At 35.3% G+C, this 20,368-nt stretch carries 19 protein-coding genes, 2 pseudogenes and 2 other annotated features; of the genes and pseudogenes, 9 read left to right on the top strand and 12 right to left on the bottom strand.

Features of this window, described 5'->3' with window-relative positions:
- Positions 1 to 2: 2 nt before the first annotated feature.
- Positions 3 to 515 carry a YqeG family HAD IIIA-type phosphatase gene (locus ABH959_RS05085; protein ID WP_002015225.1) on the bottom strand — a complete coding sequence of 171 codons (513 nt, stop codon included), beginning with the start codon at positions 513 to 515 and terminating at the stop codon, positions 3 to 5.
- A gap of 246 nt (positions 516 to 761) precedes the next feature.
- Here ABH959_RS05085 and sda point away from each other — a divergent pair, with 246 nt between their 5' ends.
- On the top strand, positions 762 to 917 hold the full coding sequence (gene sda / locus ABH959_RS05080) for a sporulation histidine kinase inhibitor Sda (RefSeq protein ID WP_002015226.1): 156 nt from the start codon (positions 762 to 764) through the stop codon (positions 915 to 917).
- Positions 918 to 1,069: 152 nt separating this feature from the next.
- Here sda and ABH959_RS05075 read toward each other — a convergent pair whose 3' ends face one another.
- The 3 genes from ABH959_RS05075 to ABH959_RS05065 all read right to left on the bottom strand — a co-directional run bounded on the left by ABH959_RS05075 (position 1,070) and on the right by ABH959_RS05065 (position 4,543).
- Entirely contained in the window at positions 1,070 to 1,858 is a 789-nt protein-coding gene (locus ABH959_RS05075) for a phosphatidylserine decarboxylase (protein ID WP_404454096.1), read from the bottom strand.
- 291 nt (positions 1,859 to 2,149) lie between these two features.
- Positions 2,150 to 2,863 (bottom strand): RNA polymerase sporulation sigma factor SigK, encoded by a 714-nt coding sequence (gene sigK, locus ABH959_RS05070; RefSeq protein WP_000051382.1) that lies wholly within the window; start codon positions 2,861 to 2,863, stop codon positions 2,150 to 2,152.
- Between the two features lie 183 nt (positions 2,864 to 3,046).
- The gene (locus ABH959_RS05065) at positions 3,047 to 4,543 is read right to left on the bottom strand and encodes a YcdB/YcdC domain-containing protein (protein WP_404492343.1); all 1,497 of its coding nucleotides are present in this window, start codon (positions 4,541 to 4,543) and stop codon (positions 3,047 to 3,049) included.
- 304 nt (positions 4,544 to 4,847) lie between these two features.
- On the opposite strand from ABH959_RS05065, the gene ABH959_RS05060 reads away from it, so the two are divergent.
- Entirely contained in the window at positions 4,848 to 5,498 is a 651-nt protein-coding gene (locus ABH959_RS05060) for a GTP pyrophosphokinase (RefSeq protein ID WP_002015229.1), read from the top strand.
- Positions 5,499 to 5,677: 179 nt separating this feature from the next.
- On the opposite strand, the gene ABH959_RS05055 is transcribed toward ABH959_RS05060, so the two are convergent.
- Both ABH959_RS05055 and ABH959_RS05050 read right to left on the bottom strand, forming a co-directional pair.
- Positions 5,678 to 6,142 (bottom strand): hypothetical protein, encoded by a 465-nt coding sequence (locus ABH959_RS05055; protein ID WP_113935606.1) that lies wholly within the window; start codon positions 6,140 to 6,142, stop codon positions 5,678 to 5,680.
- A 54-nt stretch (positions 6,143 to 6,196) separates the two neighbouring features.
- Positions 6,197 to 7,582 (bottom strand): alkaline phosphatase, encoded by a 1,386-nt coding sequence (locus ABH959_RS05050; RefSeq protein WP_113935607.1) that lies wholly within the window; start codon positions 7,580 to 7,582, stop codon positions 6,197 to 6,199.
- A gap of 269 nt (positions 7,583 to 7,851) precedes the next feature.
- Here ABH959_RS05050 and ABH959_RS05045 point away from each other — a divergent pair, with 269 nt between their 5' ends.
- Positions 7,852 to 8,691 carry a GNAT family N-acetyltransferase gene (locus ABH959_RS05045; RefSeq protein WP_113935608.1) on the top strand — a complete coding sequence of 280 codons (840 nt, stop codon included), beginning with the start codon at positions 7,852 to 7,854 and terminating at the stop codon, positions 8,689 to 8,691.
- A 15-nt stretch (positions 8,692 to 8,706) separates the two neighbouring features.
- A complete protein-coding gene (locus tag ABH959_RS05040) occupies positions 8,707 to 9,591 on the top strand; it encodes an alpha/beta fold hydrolase (protein ID WP_404454102.1) in 885 nt (294 codons plus the stop codon).
- A 36-nt stretch (positions 9,592 to 9,627) separates the two neighbouring features.
- On the opposite strand, the gene ABH959_RS05035 is transcribed toward ABH959_RS05040, so the two are convergent.
- From ABH959_RS05035 to ABH959_RS05025, 3 genes and pseudogenes are all read right to left on the bottom strand, one after another.
- Positions 9,628 to 10,128, bottom strand: a complete 501-nt coding sequence (locus tag ABH959_RS05035; RefSeq protein WP_002015237.1) for a DoxX family protein — start codon at positions 10,126 to 10,128, stop codon at positions 9,628 to 9,630.
- 216 nt (positions 10,129 to 10,344) lie between these two features.
- Positions 10,345 to 10,737 (bottom strand): annotated as a pseudogene (locus tag ABH959_RS05030) (hypothetical protein); the annotation flags it as partial.
- The gene (locus ABH959_RS05025) at positions 10,738 to 11,313 is read right to left on the bottom strand and encodes a histidine phosphatase family protein (protein ID WP_002015239.1); all 576 of its coding nucleotides are present in this window, start codon (positions 11,311 to 11,313) and stop codon (positions 10,738 to 10,740) included.
- 169 nt (positions 11,314 to 11,482) lie between these two features.
- Here ABH959_RS05025 and ABH959_RS05020 point away from each other — a divergent pair.
- Positions 11,483 to 11,810: pseudogene (locus ABH959_RS05020) on the top strand (phosphoglycerate mutase).
- A gap of 72 nt (positions 11,811 to 11,882) precedes the next feature.
- Positions 11,883 to 12,005, top strand: a complete 123-nt coding sequence (locus tag ABH959_RS05015) for a DUF4023 domain-containing protein (protein ID WP_000071861.1) — start codon at positions 11,883 to 11,885, stop codon at positions 12,003 to 12,005.
- Between the two features lie 43 nt (positions 12,006 to 12,048).
- Here ABH959_RS05015 and ABH959_RS05010 read toward each other — a convergent pair whose 3' ends face one another.
- Positions 12,049 to 13,287, bottom strand: coding sequence for a TolB family protein (locus tag ABH959_RS05010; protein WP_404492342.1), 1,239 nt, complete (start codon positions 13,285 to 13,287; stop codon positions 12,049 to 12,051).
- Between the two features lie 228 nt (positions 13,288 to 13,515).
- Here ABH959_RS05010 and ABH959_RS05005 point away from each other — a divergent pair, with 228 nt between their 5' ends.
- The 3 genes from ABH959_RS05005 (at position 13,516) to ABH959_RS04995 (ending at position 19,053) form a co-directional block, all read left to right on the top strand.
- Positions 13,516 to 16,263 (top strand): S8 family peptidase, encoded by a 2,748-nt coding sequence (locus ABH959_RS05005; RefSeq protein ID WP_404492341.1) that lies wholly within the window; start codon positions 13,516 to 13,518, stop codon positions 16,261 to 16,263.
- A 70-nt stretch (positions 16,264 to 16,333) separates the two neighbouring features.
- Positions 16,334 to 16,562, top strand: a binding site (T-box leader).
- A gap of 51 nt (positions 16,563 to 16,613) precedes the next feature.
- Positions 16,614 to 16,841: a binding site (T-box leader), on the top strand.
- A 162-nt stretch (positions 16,842 to 17,003) separates the two neighbouring features.
- Positions 17,004 to 18,758 carry an aromatic amino acid hydroxylase gene (locus ABH959_RS05000; protein WP_113935616.1) on the top strand — a complete coding sequence of 585 codons (1,755 nt, stop codon included), beginning with the start codon at positions 17,004 to 17,006 and terminating at the stop codon, positions 18,756 to 18,758.
- Positions 18,739 to 19,053, top strand: coding sequence for a 4a-hydroxytetrahydrobiopterin dehydratase (locus ABH959_RS04995; RefSeq protein WP_002167644.1), 315 nt, complete (start codon positions 18,739 to 18,741; stop codon positions 19,051 to 19,053). The genes ABH959_RS05000 and ABH959_RS04995 overlap by 20 nt, the downstream gene beginning before the upstream one ends.
- A 16-nt stretch (positions 19,054 to 19,069) precedes the next feature.
- Here ABH959_RS04995 and ABH959_RS04990 read toward each other — a convergent pair whose 3' ends face one another.
- Both ABH959_RS04990 and ABH959_RS04985 read right to left on the bottom strand, forming a co-directional pair.
- Positions 19,070 to 19,927 (bottom strand): VOC family protein, encoded by an 858-nt coding sequence (locus ABH959_RS04990; RefSeq protein ID WP_404492340.1) that lies wholly within the window; start codon positions 19,925 to 19,927, stop codon positions 19,070 to 19,072.
- 21 nt (positions 19,928 to 19,948) lie between these two features.
- A complete protein-coding gene (locus tag ABH959_RS04985; RefSeq protein WP_070144931.1) occupies positions 19,949 to 20,353 on the bottom strand; it encodes a DoxX family protein in 405 nt (134 codons plus the stop codon).
- Positions 20,354 to 20,368: the final 15 nt, after the last annotated feature.

Below are 20,368 nucleotides of genomic sequence, written 5' to 3'. Positions count from 1 at the left end.
CTTTATTCCTCCCAGTTAATTAAGCCTTTTTTCTTCATGTTTCTCATAATTCTTCGTTCAATTTTCCGATTAAATCGTGTCACCAATCCGTCCGTTTGCGCTACCGGTACAACTAAAATTGTATGAAGTCCCACACGATTCCCGCCGAGCACATCCGTTAGTAACTGATCTCCAATTACTACAACTTCATCTGGCTGCAGGTGCATCTCGTGTATCGCACGCTTAAATGCGCGAACAAACGGTTTGCGCGCACTATGAATAAACGGAATACCTAATGGATCAGCGAAGTCTTTAACGCGTTGCTCGTTGTTATTTGAAACGACCGTTACTTGAATATCATTTTCTTTCATTTTCAAAAACCACTCTTCAAGCTGTGGCGTTGCGTTTGGACGATCCCATTCAATTAAAGTGTTATCTAAATCAGTAATAACTCCTTTAATTCCACGTTTTTTCAAATCTTCTGGTTGAATATGATATATATTTTTCACATATTCATTTGGTAAAAATAACTTCAATTTCTTTCACCTCTTTGAGGATTTTTCATAAAATTTTTCGACAACATTTTTCGATAGATAACCTGTGGATAAACTTGTACACACTTTCCACATTAATTTTTCAGTCAATTTGGAATTTACTAACAATCTATCCACATTTTATCCACTGAGTTATGTGGATAACCTCTTGTTTGTGACTGTCATATTTTTTTGGTACATTAAATGCAACAACGAATCAATCCTTATATTATTAGGAGGTGACTCACCTTGAAAACAAAACATATGGAACAGTTATCTACTGATTTACTCACTGAGTCTTATTATAAAGCAAAAGAACTAAAATTAAATCCCGACTTCATTTTACTTATAAAACAAGAAATTATTAGACGCTCGTTAGAGGACAAGCTCGTCAAATCTTCTTGAGTACATATAGATTGCTGATTGACCTGTAAAAAGAGCCATCCTGCGATGGCTCTCGAATAAACAAGTACTCCCATCTAGGGGATTTCTCCATTAAGCATCTTTGTCCACATTTCTTAATTAGAGCTTCATAAGTATATTATAAAATCTTTTCTTTACTTATGAGATACTCGGGTTGCAATTTTTTCACCAAGACGCAACTCTTGCCCACTTGTCAATTCCTGCACTGCTTCAATCATATCTTTTTCAAATAATAAAACAACTGTTGAGCCAAATGTAAAGTATGCCATCTCTTCACCTTTTTGAACAGTACTTCTTTCATGAAGAAGCTCGATACTATTAACAAACATAGCACCTACTTTTACAAGTGCCATATGTTCGCCGTCACTATTTACTTCTGTAACAGAGCGATAATTTTTTGACAATGGTTCTTTCCCATACTCCATACCCGCTGCATTTACCGGATATGATTTTCTACCGAGTACAAATCTTTCAGTCACAGAGCCAGAAAGCGGGCTATGAATACGATGATAATGACTTGGGCTCAAATAAATTACCATATATGTACCGCCTGCATATCTCTTTGCACGCTCTTCATTACCTAGCATATCCACAATTGAATAACGCTTTCCTTTTATATTGAATGTTTTTGTATCCTCAATAGGACCTTGATCAGCAAAAACACCATCAACAGGACTAACGATACTCGATGCATCAGTATCAATACTACGCTTTCCTTCTTTTAGCCTACGTGTAAATAAATCATGCAATGTTCGATATTCCTTCAAACCCTTTTCCATCTCATCTTGATTAATTTGAAAAACTTTCACATACGATGGAATAATGATAGAGCTCAAACGAGATTGTGCAAATTTACGTAATATATAAGAAGTAAAACGACCATTTGTAAGTTCGATCATAAGTCGATATAATGTCCGTCGCAAATTACGAAACCTCCTAATCAGCCTATAACTTTAGTTTCCCCTTCTTTTCTCTCTATATCATATGTAAAATTGGTTCTTATTCCCACATATAGAATGGAGCCGTCTCGTTATACACGAAGAAAAACTAAGTATAATTTTTATTCTTAAATTGTTTAGCACCTTCTAATATTACAGATAGAACCCGCCATTTTCAACAGTGAACATGTATTTCTTCTTAGAACAGCTCGTTTTCTTTCCGTTTTCCCGAAAGAAAAGCAGCCACTTTTAAAGTGTAGCTGCTTACAATACACATTATTCTTTTGCTTTTTTCTCTTTCTCAGCCCGCACAAATTCATGGAACATTTTCATTAAAGCACGCTTTTCAATTCGCGATACGTAGCTTCTTGAAATACCGAGTGCCTTCGCAATCTCCCTCTGTGTTTTCTCTTTATCAAGCCCAAGTCCAAAACGCTTCACAATTACTTCTTTCTCTCGTTCGTCCAAAATATCGATATACTCTTTAATTTTTTCTAACTCCATACTAAGCTGAATCATATCAATTACATCTTCAGATTCTGATTTTAATATATCAATAAGCGATATTTCATTACCCTCTTTATCTTGCCCAATCGGATCATGAAGTGAAACGTCTTTTTTCGTTTTCTTCAGCACACGTAAATGCATCAAAATTTCATTTTCGATACAGCGTGCTGCATACGTTGCAAGCTTAGTTCCTTTCCCTGCTGAATAGCTTTCAATCGCTTTAATAAGCCCAATGGTACCAATTGAAATTAAATCTTCTGCATCTTCACCAGTGTTTTCGAATTTCTTAACAATATGAGCTACAAGCCGTAAATTATGTTCAATTAAAAGATTTCTCGCTTGAGCATCACCTTGCTCCATTAACTCTAAGTACTTTCTCTCATCATCTGATGATAACGGCTGCGGGAACGCATTGTTCTTCACATAAGAAACAAATACAAACACTTCTCGAACCATATATCCAATTGCGGCGAATAGACTCAAACCTTTCACCTCCGCCAAAATAGTGGTCTTTACTATGTGTATGTGGGCATGAGGTTGTTTGTGTCTGTACGATGTAAATATGGAACTCTTAACTTAATGGCATTCTTAAACCACTCAACGCTAATCATTAAATTTTTCTATAAACATAGTAAAAGCCAATCGAAACGTATCGATTGGCTTTTACTAATATTCACTCCAAATTTTCTCTCCAGTATGCGCATCTATGTAACGAATTTTCCGACTACAATCGACGGATTCTTTATGATTTTCACTCGTCGTTTGTTTATACAGCAGTTTATATTTCATTTCCTCTGCATCATGATCTATACACCATTCTAATTTTACTCGAATGACCTCTTTATATATTTCTAACGCTTTTTCTTTTGTTACTTTTGGTGTTGTTTCATATGCAAGTAATTCTTTTATAAAGTTGCTAGATTCTCCTGAGTAGTGCATCACAGCACCATTTTCTGTATTGATGTTGATCACAAATTGCATATAGTCTATTGGAATCCCATTCACATATACGGAAAAGGTAAATCTTTCAATCCCATCTTCTGCTTCTTCACGTTCTTCCCAAAGACGAAGATATTGTGTGATATCTGGAATAACTCGTTCTAAAAATTGAAGTGCTTTTTGTAAACATTCCTCTCTAGACAGTATTTGTTTTACTTCTTTATCGTCTGCCAGTTTTATAAAACCAATTAACTCATTGGTTGATTTATCAATCGTAATGCCAACTAAATTATTATATTTTAACATCGGTAAATGCTTTTTAAAGAATTCATTCATTAAATATGGATTCTTTTCTTCTTTCTGTTTTTGTAATTCCTCTCTCGAAACAAATTTCATCCTTATTCCATCTTCATTTTCTGTCTCAGCTACTTTTGTAAAACTTTCTTTATCCCAGTCAAATAAATCGAATATATCATCTTGTTGACTACCTTTTTTCGGTTTTTCAACAGCTACAGTTGGAGGTAATTTATAATGATCTGGGTCAAACAAATCTTTACCTGTACTTGCATCAATAAACGCATGACTAGGTTCTAGTTCATATACAAGATGATAGCCTTTTACTTCCTCACCATTTTCATATTTACATGAAGAATGTGTTAAATCCACAAATACAAGTCTCATATCTTGTCTAGATCTCAAAGTTTCTAAAACGACGTTCTCCTCAACAATTTCAATTGGCCATAACGGTTTTTTCTCTATAGCTTTTTGTCCATTGTAATGAAAATGCACAACATTACCTGAAGGATGAATTCGCACAACACATCCTGTATTCGGCAATGGATATCCATTCACTTCCTGCATATAATTTATTTCTTTCCAACCACGCCAGTCATCCTTAACAGTTACATATGTATAAAATTCATATCCTTCTTTTGTATATTTTTTTAAGAATGTATTTGCAATCTCTCTTGCTTTATTCTCCTCTATCGCTTCCTTGATCGAGAAAGAATTTTCATCATCTATCCTAAATTCAATTAAATTACCAGTATGTCTATTCAACGTAATTTGTATCGTTTTCTCCTCATCCGCTTTATGTTCCCACCATAATAGATGATATGGGTCATCCACACCTTCTTGATCATCTACAACAAGCCTATATTCATCTGGAATTTCAATAATATGAGCCACTTGCTCTGTTCTTTCTTTATCTTTTGAATTCATCATACCCTCTCCTTTATTACATTTTAAGGTAATTATAACAAACAAAACCAAAAATCATTAGCAAAAAGACAAAAAGCTGAAACAATTAGTTCATACGAATTTCACATGAATCTATTACTATAAGAATTGTACATAGTGAAATTACTAACAATGACGTTTATTCATATATAATTTCATTTGAAAGGGGTTGAAAAGATGAAAACTAAATATCGCTTTATGATCTCATCATTTGCTGCTTGCGCCTACATGATTTGGTGTTTAGTATAATAACAACTTCACTTGTAAATAAGAAAAGGTGTGTATATAAATGGAATATAACCAATCAACCGTTAACTACTGGAAAGCTTTTGTATTACCTTATACATTTGCTTTAGAAGAGTTAAAAACTAAATTTGAAATTATGAACCGGGAAGCTCAATTTTTAGAAGACTACAACCCGTTTGAACATATAAAAACAAGACTTAAACAACCCGAAAGTATCATCAGGAAGCTTGAGCGTAAAAACTTATCACCAACAGTTGAAAATGCTCAAACACAATTACAAGATATTATTGGCATCCGTATTACATGTTGCTTTGTAGAAGATATTTATCATTTAAAAGAAGTTATTGAAAATCGTGGAGATATGGAAATTGTAGAAGTAAAAGATTATATTGCTAATCCAAAAGGAAATGGCTATAAAAGTTTGCATATGATTATTAAATATCCATTGTCACTAAATTCTGGTACGAAAGATGTCTTTGCAGAAATTCAATTACGTACACTTGCCATGGACTTTTGGGCAAGTTTAGAACATAAACTTTACTACAAATATGAAGGAAATATACCTGACTATTTGAAAGATGAACTACATGACGCTGCTATGAAAGCTGAAGACCTCGATAATAAGATGGCAACAATCCGTCAAGATATTGATGACATTGAAGCATGTTCAAATCAAATTTTATTACCACTATAAAAAGGTTCTCTCCTATGAGAACCTTTTTTACCCGCTATTTGCGGGCAGTAAGACTCCCACCTCAAAATTCTGCGAATGCGAAGGAGTTAGGTGGGCGATCAACTGCCCATAAAAGCCCGATTGGTTCAACTAATAATCATTGGGGGATGGACAAAACCCCCAATGATTAAAGTTTCACTTTATTTCTTCTCTATCGTACGAACCTCTTCAATCTTCCACCCTTCGTCTTCTTTTCCAAGTGCATACTGCATTTTCTTTTGAAGAGTAACCCCTCCATCTACTTCTTTTTCCTCCGTTTCAACAATAACAAGCCCACCTTTAAGAGCTTTCATATTCATATGTTCTAACTCTATTTTCTTATTTCCCTTTTGAAATGCCGCTTCCTTTTGTGTTTTTAAGTCTTCAGCACTAGGCATCTTCTTTGAAAATAACTCCATATGTTCAGCAAGATTTTTTTCATTCGTCGTCCGTACAAATGCCTCAATAACATCTTGAATGAATTTCTCTTCTTCTTTCGTTATATGTACCTTTTCCTCAGTTTTTCCAGCAGATTTTTGTTCTATATTATTCTCTTGAGATTGACATCCAACTAGCAATAATACAAATACTAGAAGGAATCTTAATTTCCCTAAAAAAACGCTCATCTTTCCATCTCCTAAAAAGAAAAGTGAGGCATTTCGCCTCACTTTCATTTATAATTAGCGTCTTCCTTTATTTGGATCGCCGCCGCCAATAATGTCAAAGACACGTTTAGCTATATTTGTATTCTCTTGAACGCCAGAGAATAAGTATTTACCTGGTCCGAATGCATATACGTTCACATCTTCACCTGTATGTCCACCCGTTGTCCAACCTGTAACCGAACGCTTATTGAAGATATCTTCAATTGCATTATCAATCTTTGTTACATCTTTTGATGGAGCTATATCATTTACAGCTTTAATTTCTTCTGGTGTTAATTGTAGATCAATATACTTTTTCAATGTTTCTTCTACATTTGCACCTTTTACAATCTCACTTGCCATAAAGTCTGGCGTACGTTTCGCAGCTTTAATCGGATCTACTTTAAAATTATACTCACCATTCGCACCTAAAGATAATCCGCCAGTAGAATGATCTGCAGTTGCAACAACTAATGTGTTCTTATCTTTTTTCGCAAACTCAATTGCTGCTTTAAACGCTTTTTCGAAGTCTTCCATTTCACTCATTGCACCGACAATATCATTATCATGTCCAGCCCAATCAATTTGACTACCTTCGACCATTAAGAAGAAACCGTCTTTATTTTTGTTCAAGCGCTCAATCGCTGCATTTGTCATCTCTTCTAATGAAGGTGTTTTGTCAGTACGATCAATCATTTTGTCTAAACCACCTGGTGCAAATAAGCCAAGAACTTGATCGCTTTTATCATTTAATAATTGATTACGATCTGTTACATAACTATAACCAGACTTCTTAAATTCTTCTGTAAGATTGCGGTCTTTTCTAACAAAGTTATTTACACCACCGCCAAGCATAACATCTATTTTATGCTTACCTTTAATTTTTTCATCAAAGTAATCATTTGCAATTGCGTCCATATTTTTACGACTAATATCATGTGCACCGAATGCAGCTGGTGTTGCATGCGTAATTTCAGAAGTTGCAACGAGTCCCGTTGACTTCCCTTTTTCTTTCGCTTGCTCCAATACTGTTTTCACTTCAGCTTTATCATTATCTACTGCAATAGCTGCGTTATATGTTTTTATACCTGCTGACATCGCAGTAGCTGCCGATGCAGAGTCTGTAATATTTTCATGTTCATCTTCTGGATATGTTTTTTGTGTTCCTACAAGATGCTTATCAAATTCTGTAGATTCCATCTCAAATGTTTTTGGATTATCTTTCATATAACGATGAGCTGTCATATATGAAGGCCCCATACCGTCCCCAATTAATACAATGACATTTTTAATTTTTGCATTGTTTCCGTTCTCATCTGCATTAACCTCACTAGAACGCGTAAAATTCCATGTTGCTACCGAAGTAACTGCTAACGACGCCACAACTGCAAATGGCCATGCTTTTTTTACAAACTTTTTCACTGTCTTGTCCCCCTAATTAGGTTATTCATTTCCCTCTATCAAATTTAATAGAAGACTGTTAAGAGAAAATGAGTTATATGTAAATTTTTTGTTAACTTATGTAAATTTCAGTTATAATTTGTATAAGTTTGTCTTTTCATATCAAGCATACTCTCCTTTACAAAGATAAATATAAACATGTTGGATTTCTTTTAATACGAACCTATTATTTTACATTTCGTAATATTATTCTTATTTTTTCTAATTTAAATAGAAATATGGTGAACTTTATGAAAACAGTAAAACTAGACGCATCTTCCATTCCAGATTTACTCTCTCTTTGCAAATCAGTCGGGTGGTTACAGCATGAGAGTTTTATGAAAGAGCAATTCCATATGTACCTTTCCATTGGCACAATTTTTGGCTATGTACATGAGAATAAACTTATTGCAGCGGGCGGGGTCTTTTCGTTTGCCCCTGGATATTCTTCTATCGGTATGTTAATCGTGCATCCTGATTTTCAAAGAAAAGGAATTGGCCGTATTTTGTTAAACAATAGCTTAAAAGTAACTTATCCATCGCTCCCTATTACGCTCATTGCAACAAAAGCTGGTGAATCCTTATATGAATCTTATGGATTTCAATCAATAACAACAATTCATCGTTTCGAAAAACAAGCGGCTCATATAAGTATAAATTCTTTTCCCATAAAACAAATTCAGCAAGCCGATCTTCAATCTCTCATTTTTCTTGATCAAACTGCGACTGGTGCAGATCGTTCTAATCTTTATTTATCACTACTATCGAGAGCAACTTACTCCTTTAAAATAGAGCGGGATAATCAAATAGATGCTTTTGCTTTATGCATACAAAAAGGAGATGTACTATGTATCACTCCACTTATTTCAAAAAAAGAAAAAGACGCTATTCAGTTATTAGAAATAATTTGTAACTCGTGGAATGGGTCAATACGCATTGATGTTCCGCACTCACAATTCATTTTCCGTCAATTTCTTCAAACAGAAAATTTCCAGGAAACGCTCCTTTCACCTCTTATGATAAAGAATGGTAATCAACTTCCTGGAAATCGTAATATACTATTTGCTATGATAGATGCAGCATTATGTTAGAAAGGAGACACCTAATTGAAGCAATTTAGCTATTTTATGGTAGGTTGTCTTACTCTTACACTATTAGTAGGATGTAGTGCAGCAGAAAAGCCAGTAGAACAAGTAAAACAAGTTAAAAATACAATTACAGCGAAACTAGCTACCGAGGAAAAAATGGTAGAGATAGATGGTCAAACGATTTACTTTAAAAAGATTGGTGATGAAAAACCACCTTTACTTATGATCCATGGATTTGGAGGATCATCCGATGGTTTTCAAAAGGTTTACTCAGATTTAGCAAAAGATCATACGATTATTTCTGTTGATGCTTTAGGATTCGGACGTTCCTCTAAACCGATGGATTTTTATTATTCTTTCCCAACTCATGCAAATTTGTATTATAAGTTAATGAAAAAACTAGGGTATGACTCATTCGCAATACTGGGACATTCTATGGGCGGAGAAATTTCTCTTAATTTAACATATTTATACCCCGAAGCGGTTACCCACCTTATTTTAACTGATGCTACAGGCGGCCCTCATACGTTCGTTAATAAACAAGGTTCACCAAAACCAAAGTTGTCGACTGATTTAAGTGCCGTTTCTTCTATTGCAGATTATGATGAGAGCAAAGTTAAATTCAAGCGTAATGATGAAGAGCATTATAATAAAATGAAATTATGGCCTAGGCGTCTTCAAATCAATGCAACTGAAATCAAGCAACCAACTTTAATTATATGGGGAAGAAATGATAGTAGCGTTTCTTGGAAAGAAGGAGAAACTTATCATCAATTCTTAAAAAATAGCACTTTCCATATTATTGAAAAAGGTTATCATGCTCCATTTCGTCAAGAGCCACAAGAATTTGTAGGGTATGTAAAAGATTTCTTCGAGAAAAATCCTATAAGTGCTGAAAAATAAACGGGTATCTCATTTTGAGATACCCGTTTTCATATATTAAGCAGCTTGCTTTTGGCGTTTTTGAATTTTTGATCCTAGTACTTTTGGAATAACTAAGCCATCAATTCCAAGTTTTCCAGCATTCATACCAGAAACAAGAACGAACATGGATAAGATAACCATTTCAGGGTTTACACCAATTGACCCACTAAACATATAGGAAAAGTTCATTACAAGGCCGAAAAAGACCGCTGTTTTTGTTAAACAGCCTACAATTAAACCAATTCCGACTAAAATTTCTCCCCACGTCACAAGTGTATTAAATAAATCAACGTTTGGAATTGCAAAATCTTGTAAGAATGATGCCCACCAAGATTGAACAGCTGGTTGTGCTCCTTTAGATTTTTCAATTGCACCTTGTAAATAACCAGTTGCATCGAAGCCTTTTCCTTGTAGTTTACCGATTCCAGCCATTACCCATGTGTAACCAAGATACACTCGAATTATCGCTAATACAAAAGAAACTGCTTTGTTTTCTCTTAAAAATTGAATAATCATATCTTCCTCCTAAAGTTGTAATTAAGTCAGTTACAGATAATATAATAACATTAGTTGCTTACTTTTAAAATGTTAATCGTGAATAATTTGTGACATACATAAAAAACATTAAATACTAACGTTTATATAGTAACTTTCATTACCTGTAAAAACTTGAACATATCATACCACAGGTGATAATCATTTTCATTGAATAAAATGTAAAAAAACTGTGAGTTAAATGTGAAACGCATTCATTCGAATATAGAATAAATCCGTTTCATATTGTTTATATACTCGAAATGTACATGTCTCCTCATCGGTTAATCTCGCTTCTCGAACAACTTCTTCTAACGTTTTGTCATGGTTAATAAACCCGTAAAATAGGCGTATTGTAAACATAATTGCTACATTTCCATCTACATAATCTATCAATCCAACATATGATTTTACACCACTATGTAAAAAGGATTCTACTAGTTTCAACTCCCCAAACTTATACCAACCATTTACAATATGTGTAATATGCAATTTTGCATATTACTTAATTTCCGCTACGCTAAAGTATACTCTCGGCTCATTTAAGTCGTACACATCTTCTCCTAACTCTTCCATTACAAATTTCCTCTCCTATAAGTCCATTTCATATATACCCGTTTCTTTCAAAAAATCAGCTCTAGTTAAAGCGACTTTCTGTAAATATTGCCTATACGCTGTAATTGTTCCATCGTGTGCAACGATACAAATTTTTTCTGCTTTTAACTGATAGCACCAGTGCAGAAATTCATCTACTATTTGCTGAAATTCCATCTCCAAGATGATATTGACTCCCTCATTCCATAACAATTCATTTCTACTTTCTTCTAATGAAAAATGTGGAAATAAATTTTGTATTATCTTTCGATCTAACAATTGATCGCACGGTAATGTTTTGGCGGATTCCCGATAAGGAAAAATACGCGGGGATATATATGGGTGAACAATTTTTTGACAAGCAACTTCCGCACTCCATATTGTCGCAGTTTGTAAAGTTCGAAGTGTAGGACTAGCGATTAATATATCCTTTTCTTGTAATGGTACATCGCACTGAAGCAATTTAGCCTGCTTCTTTCCCACGCCTGTCAATGGCGGATTCACTGCTTGTAAACTTAATGGTAAATCTTTCGTATGTTCACCTTCACCATGCCGAACAAAAATAAGTTTCATTCTCCTCTTCCTCTCACTATCAAATAGTCTCACATATTTCTTCCCTATTTTTTTCTTTACTCCTGCTATTTTAAAAAGCAGAATGTAAAAAGTCTTTAATATCAACGTTTGGAAAATATTACAATTATATATATAAAATATTTTTTACAAGAAGAGGAGGATTACAAATATGAAATGGATTATCGTCTTTATGGGAATGATCATATGGGGATACATAAATGGCTTTTTTAATAGTGATAAAACTGCTAATCCTTGGATTACAGATGATGAGCGTGAAACAAAAAGCAATTATCGCAAGCTGGTCTGGTGTTTTCATATTTTGTATCATTAACCTCTTAAACAAATGGTTAGGTTTAGGAACGAGCGATACATCACCTTACTTACCATCTTCTGTCGCAACTATTTTAAAAGAAAATGTAGAGTTACAAGTTTTACTTATGTTATTCATTACGTACGGACTATTTTACTTATACTACCGAAGAAAACTAAGCGCTTAACTTTTATCTCATGATTTTCCTCCTAAATGGTTATAGTAACTAGGACGCAATGAAAAAAGGAGAGATATAAAAATGAGTAACTCAAATGACTTTTTAGATACATTACATGAAAAACAAGCAAAAGATGAACAAAATAGAAAGCGCCAAGGGAACGGAAACCCTGCGAAAAAAAAGCCAAATAAAACACATAAATAACATTGAAAAACCTGCCTGAAAATTATATTTCAGGCAGGTTTTTTTACTCGTCTTTAACCGAAACGACATCTTCCCAATTCCATTTCTCATAATACCACTCTGGCACATCTATATTTTCAATCCACTTCTTCTCATGTTTTCCATCGTTATGAGCAAGCCATACATCAGCTTTCTTACGATTTGAACGGAGCCACATTAATTGGTTGCTTTTCTTACTAAAAATAGGGTTATAATCGCCTTGGCTATTTGATGGCTTTGTAATTTGATGTTGTTCATCTGTTGTACTATTTATTTCATGTAAAGATGGTAGTGGTCTTTTTTCTAGAGGGACCGATAGCTCTGCTTCCCTTGCCCTTGAAACGATAATTACATTATCGTTCTTCCATGTGAAATCCCAATCAACATAGCCTTTTGGAGTAAATGTATTTTGCTGGAGAGCCGGCAATTCTTTTATTTTTAAATGCTTATTCTCTAAAGCCACTCTCCCGCTTCCTTCAATATAGGCTAATATATTCTTTGATGGCGCCCATTTGAACCATTGTGTGTTTAATAACATTTGATCTACTGTTTCAAAACGACTGCCGTCTGATCGAATTAAGCAAAGGGTATTACTATCAGCTGACAAAGAAGCTGTTGGTACTGCCAAAAACGAAATCCATTTTTGATCTGGCGACCAATTAAATCCACTTCCAACTAATGCTAAAAAGTCATCATGCTCATTCGGTAGTGCATATAAATGCTTCATCTTATGAGGATTCATATTTGCATCCTTTTGTATTTCATATAACTGAGCACCTGTCCATCCTGTTGGAAGCAAGTACGCTTCTGATGATACAAGAAACTTCTTACCATCAGGATACCATGCATAGTCACCTACACCATTAGCTACGTTTTCAAAATCTGCTTTCTTTTTTTCAGCATCAAATGTATTTAATGTGTGTGCAAATACAAATGCAATTATATTCTCTGTTGGTGACCATTGATAATTCGATGCTTCTGATTGAGATGGTGTAACTTTCTTTCCATCTTTCAGCCGATACAGTTCAAAGTGATTTCGCTTCTTTCCTTTTGCATATGCAAGCCATTCTCCATTTTGTGACCATTTCGGCCCTGTTATGTACTCTCCTTTTGTAATTTGTTTTTCTTTTTCACCGACTTTAATCCATAGATTATGATTACGAATAAAGGCAACTTTCACTCCATTGTTTTCTGCGCTAGTAATAGAACTTGAACAGAAAAAAAGGAACAAAATCACGATTCCACTTACTATAAACCTTTTCATGTAGCACCCCCATTTCCCCCTTTAGCATTCCTCATATTCCGCTTACTATATGCAAATATTATCCATTCGACATAATCCCAAAAAATTTCTTGGGAAATTTTCAATTCAAAGAGGTTTGGTATGAATTATGTCGAATGTATAGTTTAGCCAACATCCGTACCTATAATTAACGATAAAAATGTAATGTTTATTTTCGGAAAATTGGCACTTTTATTAGGGGGAGTTTCAATGAAGAAAACTACATCAACACTATTAAGTATGGCGCTCGTCTTTTCGAGCTTTGGAGCATTAAGCGCCCATGCTGAATCACTGCAAAAAGAGAAGCAATTTAGTCCACAGTTAAAAGCAAATATTGAACAATGGGGAGAAAACAAAATCGCGCAAAATGTTGAAATAAAAACATCAAAAGAAATTTCAGTTATTGTAGAATTGCAACATGCTCCACTCGCTTCACAAAGTAACATTCAACATGCCCCGGACCTACAAAATAGCAATGTGCAATCATACCATGCACAACTAAAAAAAGCACAAGAGGATACAACAAAGAAAATAAAAGAAAAAGCACCGAAAGCAACCATAAAAGAAACGTATAGTACGTTATTTTCTGGATTTTCTATTTCTATCCCAGGGGATCAAATTGCCGCTCTAGCTTCTTTACCTGAAGTAAAAGCAATTTATCCGAACTTAACATATAAATTACATGAAACGTCAAAAAGCCTAGCAGATCAAGAAACACCAAACGTTGGAGGCCCTACAGTTGGTGCATCTGAAGCTTGGAATTTAAAAGATCCAACTGGTAAACCACTTGATGGGAAAGGGATGAAAGTCGCTATTATCGATTCAGGTGTAGACTATACCCATCCTGATTTGCAAGCAAATTATATCGGTGGCTATGATACAGTCGATGAGGATAATGATCCGATGGATGGAAACGTTCACGGTACCCATGTTGCAGGAATTATCGCTGGTAACGGAAAAATAAAGGGGATTGCTCCGAATGCTTCTATACTCGCTTACCGTGTCATGAATGATGGTGGTACTGGTACGACCGAAGATATTATTCAAGGTATTGAGCGCGCTATTCAAGATGGTGCCGATGTTCTAAATCTATCTCTTGGTCAAGATTTGAATGTACCTGATCAACCTGTAACAATGACGTTAGAACGCGCAGCAAAACTTGGTGTTACTGCAGTCGTCTCAAATGGGAATGATGGACCAAAGCCTTGGTCTGTTGACGCTCCTGGTAACGCAAGTAGTGTCATCTCTGTTGGAGCATCTACTGTTTCTATTCCATTTCCAACATTCCAAGTAGCTGGTTCCAATAAATCTTACCAAGGATTACCGTTATCAAAATCAGATTTCCAAGTAGGCAACGATGCTCAGCTTATATATGTTGGTTATGGTAATTCAAGTGATTACGCTAAACAAGATGTGAAAGGTAAGTTCGCCCTTGTTTTACAAGGAACCTCAAGCACGTTAGTAAAAGCAGAACAAGCGAAACAAGCTGGTGCTCTTGGCGTGCTACTAATTTCTAATGAAAAAGAAATTAATATTATGCCCGAATATTTTGGACGTGAAAATCTAGCTGTTCCAGTAATGCAGTTATCAAATACAAATGGCGAAGAGTTAAAAACTTTAATTACAAAACGAAAGAAAAATATAAAAATTGGACAACCAAAGCAAACAGAACTTATTGGTAACTTTAGTTCAAGAGGACCATCACAAGGTAGTTGGCTAATAAAGCCTGATATTGTTGCACCTGGAGTACAAATTACTAGTACTGTCCCAAGAGGTGGCTATGAATCTCACAACGGGACAAGTATGGCTGCGCCACAAGTGGCGGGAGCTGTTGCCCTACTCCGTCAAATGCATCCTGATTGGACGACAGAACAATTGAAAGCAGCTCTTGCCAATACAGCAAAAACATTAAAGGATGTCAATGAAAATACATATCCTGTCATGGCACAAGGATCTGGTTTAATTAACATTCCAAAAGCAGCCCAAACAGATGCATTAGTGAAACCTAACAATGTAAGTTTCGGTCTTATTAAACCTAATAGCGGCAAAGTGAAGTTAACACAAAATATTACGTTACAAAATCTTTCTAACAAAAAGAAAAACTTTTCAACTCGCATTGAATTACTAGATACAAAAACAAAAGTCCAGACTTCTTTCTCTTCTTCTATTAGTGTGAAACCTAATAGTAACATCGAAAAGCCTTTTACTATTACTGTAGATAGCTCCTTACCACAAGGTGTATATACAGGAAATCTATATGTGAAAGAGCAAGGGAAGACTGAAGAAATGCGTATTCCATTTACATTTAGCATTGATCCGAAAGAATACAAACGTATTGACGGCCTTGAAATCGTTAATTCTACTTTTAGTCCAAATAATGATGGAATACTAGATGACAACCTGATCAATTACTATTTAGTTACACCGGTTGAGGATGTAACGTTTCATGCTAATTTAATTACGAAAGACCGAGTAACATATCAAGGCATGGTGTATCAAGGTAAAAACGAAACACCTGGTTATAAATCTTTCAAATGGAATGGTACGAAAACTGATGGATCCCCTCTACCTGATGGCTTATACCAAATTGAAGCCGTTGCTTCTAATTCTGGAGGAGAAACGAAACAGACAGGAGCTGTGTTTGTCGATCGCACTGCACCGAAATTATCGTCTGAAGTAGATCAAGAAAACCTCGTAATTAGAGGGAAAGTAGATGATATACTTTTAGATTGGATGACCGAATCTGGATGGGTTGCTCCAGGACATCCCGTAACGATACAGTATGAAATTAACGGAAATGGAGCATGGGAAAGTGCATACCTAAACCCTTGGGAGAAAAACTATGAAATTTATTTCGATCGTAGTCAATTACAACAAGGAAAGAATACAATTCATATTGTAGCAACCGATGCAGCTGGAAATAAATCTAATTTAAACGTCGATTTAGAAGTGAAATAATAAAATTATTGTTGACAAGCTTTTAAATATAGTTTTATAATACAAAACATAGTTTAGTTGAACGAATTATATATCGGCTTTGAAGGAATACTAGTAGCGACTTATATCCCTGTCTCAGAGAACTGATGGTTGGTGCGAATCAGTACATATACAAGCGTGAATTACAATTCTGGAGCTTCTTTCCCGTAATGCTTTTTATGCATGAAGAGAAAGACGGATCTTTCCGTTATCTTAAAGTAAGTGGTAAACAATTAATTGTTTACAAATAGGGTGGTACCGCGATTTTTATCGTCCCTATCGGATTTTCCGATAGGGGCTTTTTTGCGTCCTTCCCTTTTAAATAACTTCATATATACGCGTTGAAAGAATCGCAGTAGTATCTTGTATCCCTGTTTCAGAGAGCTAATGGTCGGTGGGAATTAGCACATATATAAGTACGAATTACAATTCTGGAGCTTCTTTTTCGTAGTGCTTTTATGCATGAAGGAAAAGACGGAATTTTTCCGTTATCATTAGTTGAGATGTAAGTATATTTTCACTTACAAATAGGGTGGTACCGCGATTTTTTCGCCCCTATCGGATTTTCCGATAGGGGATTTTTCTATTTCTCACGCAAACAGTTGTTAAAGAATTTCGAATGTTATGATAAAATTTTATAAGCGCTTACAATTCTGAAAGGAGGTGGTACAAGCTATACAAAACTGGTATTCATTTTTATAGAGAAAAAGGAGGACGTCTAAATGACAAAGAAAACAGAAATTCCATCACATTTAAAACCATTCGTATCCACACAGCATTATGATCAATACACACCGGTGAATCACGCTGTTTGGCGTTACATTATGAGACAAAACCATAGCTTCTTAAAAGATGTTGCTCATCCATCCTATGTTAACGGACTACAATCATCTGGTATTAATATAGATGCAATTCCAAAAGTAGAAGAAATGAATGACTGTTTAGCACCAAGCGGCTGGGGTGCCGTAACGATTGACGGACTTATTCCCGGCGTCGCATTCTTCGATTTTCAGGGGCATGGATTACTACCAATCGCAACAGATATTCGTAAAGTAGAAAATATCGAGTATACACCCGCTCCTGATATCGTTCATGAAGCTGCAGGCCACGCACCGATTTTGCTTGATTCTACATATGCAAAATATGTGAAACGCTTTGGACAAATTGGAGCGAAAGCTTTCTCCACAAAAGAAGAACATGATGCTTTTGAAGCCGTTCGTACATTAACGATCGTAAAAGAAAGCCCTACTTCTACACCTGAAGAAGTTGCAGTTGCTGAAAATGCTGTAATCGAAAAACAAAACTTAGTTTCTGGTTTATCAGAAGCAGAACAAATTTCACGTTTATTCTGGTGGACAGTGGAATACGGCTTAATCGGCAATATAAATGATCCGAAAATTTACGGTGCTGGTCTCCTTTCCTCTGTCGGTGAAAGTAAGCATTGCTTAACAAACGCTGTAAAGAAAGTCCCATTCTCAATTGAAGCTTGCACCGGGACAACTTATGATGTGACAAAAATGCAACCACAGCTATTTGTTTGTGAATCATTTGAAGAATTGACTGAGGCCCTTGAGCAGTTCTCTACAACGATGGCATTTAAAACAGGTGGCACAGAAGGATTAGAAAAAGCAATCCGCTCCGAAAATCATGCTACAACTGAGCTAAGTAGTGGATTACAAATTACGGGTACATTTACAGAGGCAATTAAAAATGATACTGGTGAAGTTATTTACACACGAACAAGCTCACCAACTGCATTAGCAATTCATAATAAACAACTAGCAAATCATTCTACATCTGTGCACAGCGATGGATTCGGGACACCAATCGGATTACTAGATGGAGATATTGCATTAGAAAATTGTACAGAAGAACAATTACAATCATTAGGCATTACAATTGGAAGCAGTGCAGAGTTTACTTTTGCAAGTGGCATTCATGTAAAAGGAACAGTAACAGACATTGTAAAGAATGATAAAAAAATTGCTCTTATCTCCTTTATAAATTGTGCAGTTACTCATAAAGATCGCTTATTATTTGATCCTTCATGGGGAGCATTTGATATGGCTGTCGGCTCACAAATCACTTCTGTATTCCCAGGAGCGGCAGATGCGGTTGCATTTTTCCCGATGAATGAAGAAGTACAAGAAACGCCTGATCCACTTGTACTGAATAAGCTTGAACGTATGTATCAAACAGTTCGAGATATACGTAACGATAGTATTTTACACGATACTCATACTGATCAATTAATAGCTATTCAAGAAGTATTAAATAAATTTTATCCGAAAGAATGGTTGCTTCGTCTTGAAATTTTAGAATTGCTTTTAGAACATAACAAAGGTCACGAAGCATCAGCAGCATTATTACAACAACTTTCTACTTTCACAACTGAAGAATCTGTAACACGTCTTATTAACAATGGTCTTGCGTTACTGCAGGTAAAGGATGTGAAAAATGATGCTACGATTAACTAATGAAGAAGTACAAGAGGAATTAACAAAGCTGGATAAATGGACAGTGAAAGATGAAAAATGGATTGAAAGAAAATATATGTTTTCCGACTACTTAAAAGGAGTCGAATTTGTCTCTGAAGCCGCCAAACTATCAGAAGAACATAATCACCACCCATTTATCCTTATCCAGTATAAAGCAGTCATTATTACTTTGTCATCATGGAATGCAAAAGGTTTAACGAAACTAGATTTTGACCTTGCAAAGCAATTTGATGAACTATTTTTACAAAATGAAAAAGCTATTATAAGAAAGTGAAAAAAGAGAAGCCTTTTTAGGCTTCTCCTTTCACTTTAAAATGTATACAATGTCCAAACGGATCCTTGGCCTGTAATATTCCATCTTTATACGTAGCAACTACGCCAATATATTTTAAACTTTCACACACTTGCTCTTTTTGTTTTTCATCTGCTAGTACAATTGTGAAATATTTCAAACCAACGGAATTTGGCATTTGTGGTGGTATACCTTCACCCTGCCATGTATTTAAACCGATATGGTGATGATAACCACCTGCTGATACGAACAACGCTCCATTACGAGCTGGAATCGTTACATCAAAACCAAGGCCATCAACATAGAAACGTTTCGCTTCTTCTAAGTCAGCTACATGTAAATGAATGTGTCCCATCACAGTACCAGCCGGGAACCCATTCCATGTACTTCCTTGCTGTAATAATCCTTCGCCGTCTAACGGGTTACTAACAAATGGTAGCTCTCCATTTTCATCATGCCAAACTTCTTTTTGGCGATCATGATAAATTTCAATCCCGTTTCCATCTGGATCAGCTAAATAAAGAGCTTCACTAAAGTAATGGTCAGCCCCACCATGTAATGGGTGTACTCTCTCAACAAAATGACGAAGAATATTTGCTAAGTCTTGTCTGTTTGGTAATAAAATTGCATAGTGATATAAACCAGTTCGACCTCTTTGCTTCGGAAGAGCGTCTTCCTTTTCTTCTATTATGAGAAGTGGCTCATTGTCCTCATTACCAAACGTAACGATTGTACTTTTTTCTTCCAGTACCTTCATACGCAATACTTCTGTATAAAACTCTAGCGATTTCTTTAAATTTGATACATATAAATGAACAACCCCAAGTGTTGTTTCGGGATGAAGTTGAAAGCTCATTTTGTTATACCCCCATTTAAATTAGTTCTTCTTTAACATTTTCTCTTTTAAGAAATTATCTACAAAACCATCAGCTTTCGCAACAAATAAGTAAGCACCCATCGCTAATAATGCAAGTTCTAACTCAAATCCAGGATTTTTCCCGTCTCCTAACAAACCAGCTGACCATTTTACTTTCACAATCGCTCCAACCATAACAAGTGCAAATAATAATCCAATATATCTTACACCTAAACCTAGAATTAACAATAGACCACCAACTAATTCCACTGTTGCTACACCGTATGCAAGTCCTCCTGGTAAACCAATGCTTGTAAACCACCCTGCAATATTGTCAATTCCTGATTGGAATTTTGTTAAACCGTGCATAAAGAACGTTACCCCTAACACGATACGAATAATTAAGTTACCAATATGTTGATTCATTTCTTTCTCTCCTTT

Source organism: Bacillus sp. RC51 (assembly GCF_044908115.1).
GTDB lineage: Bacteria > Bacillota > Bacilli > Bacillales > Bacillaceae_G > Bacillus_A > Bacillus_A mycoides.
Note: the sequence above shows the minus strand (reverse complement) of the source record. Positions and strands in the feature narration are given on the sequence as shown.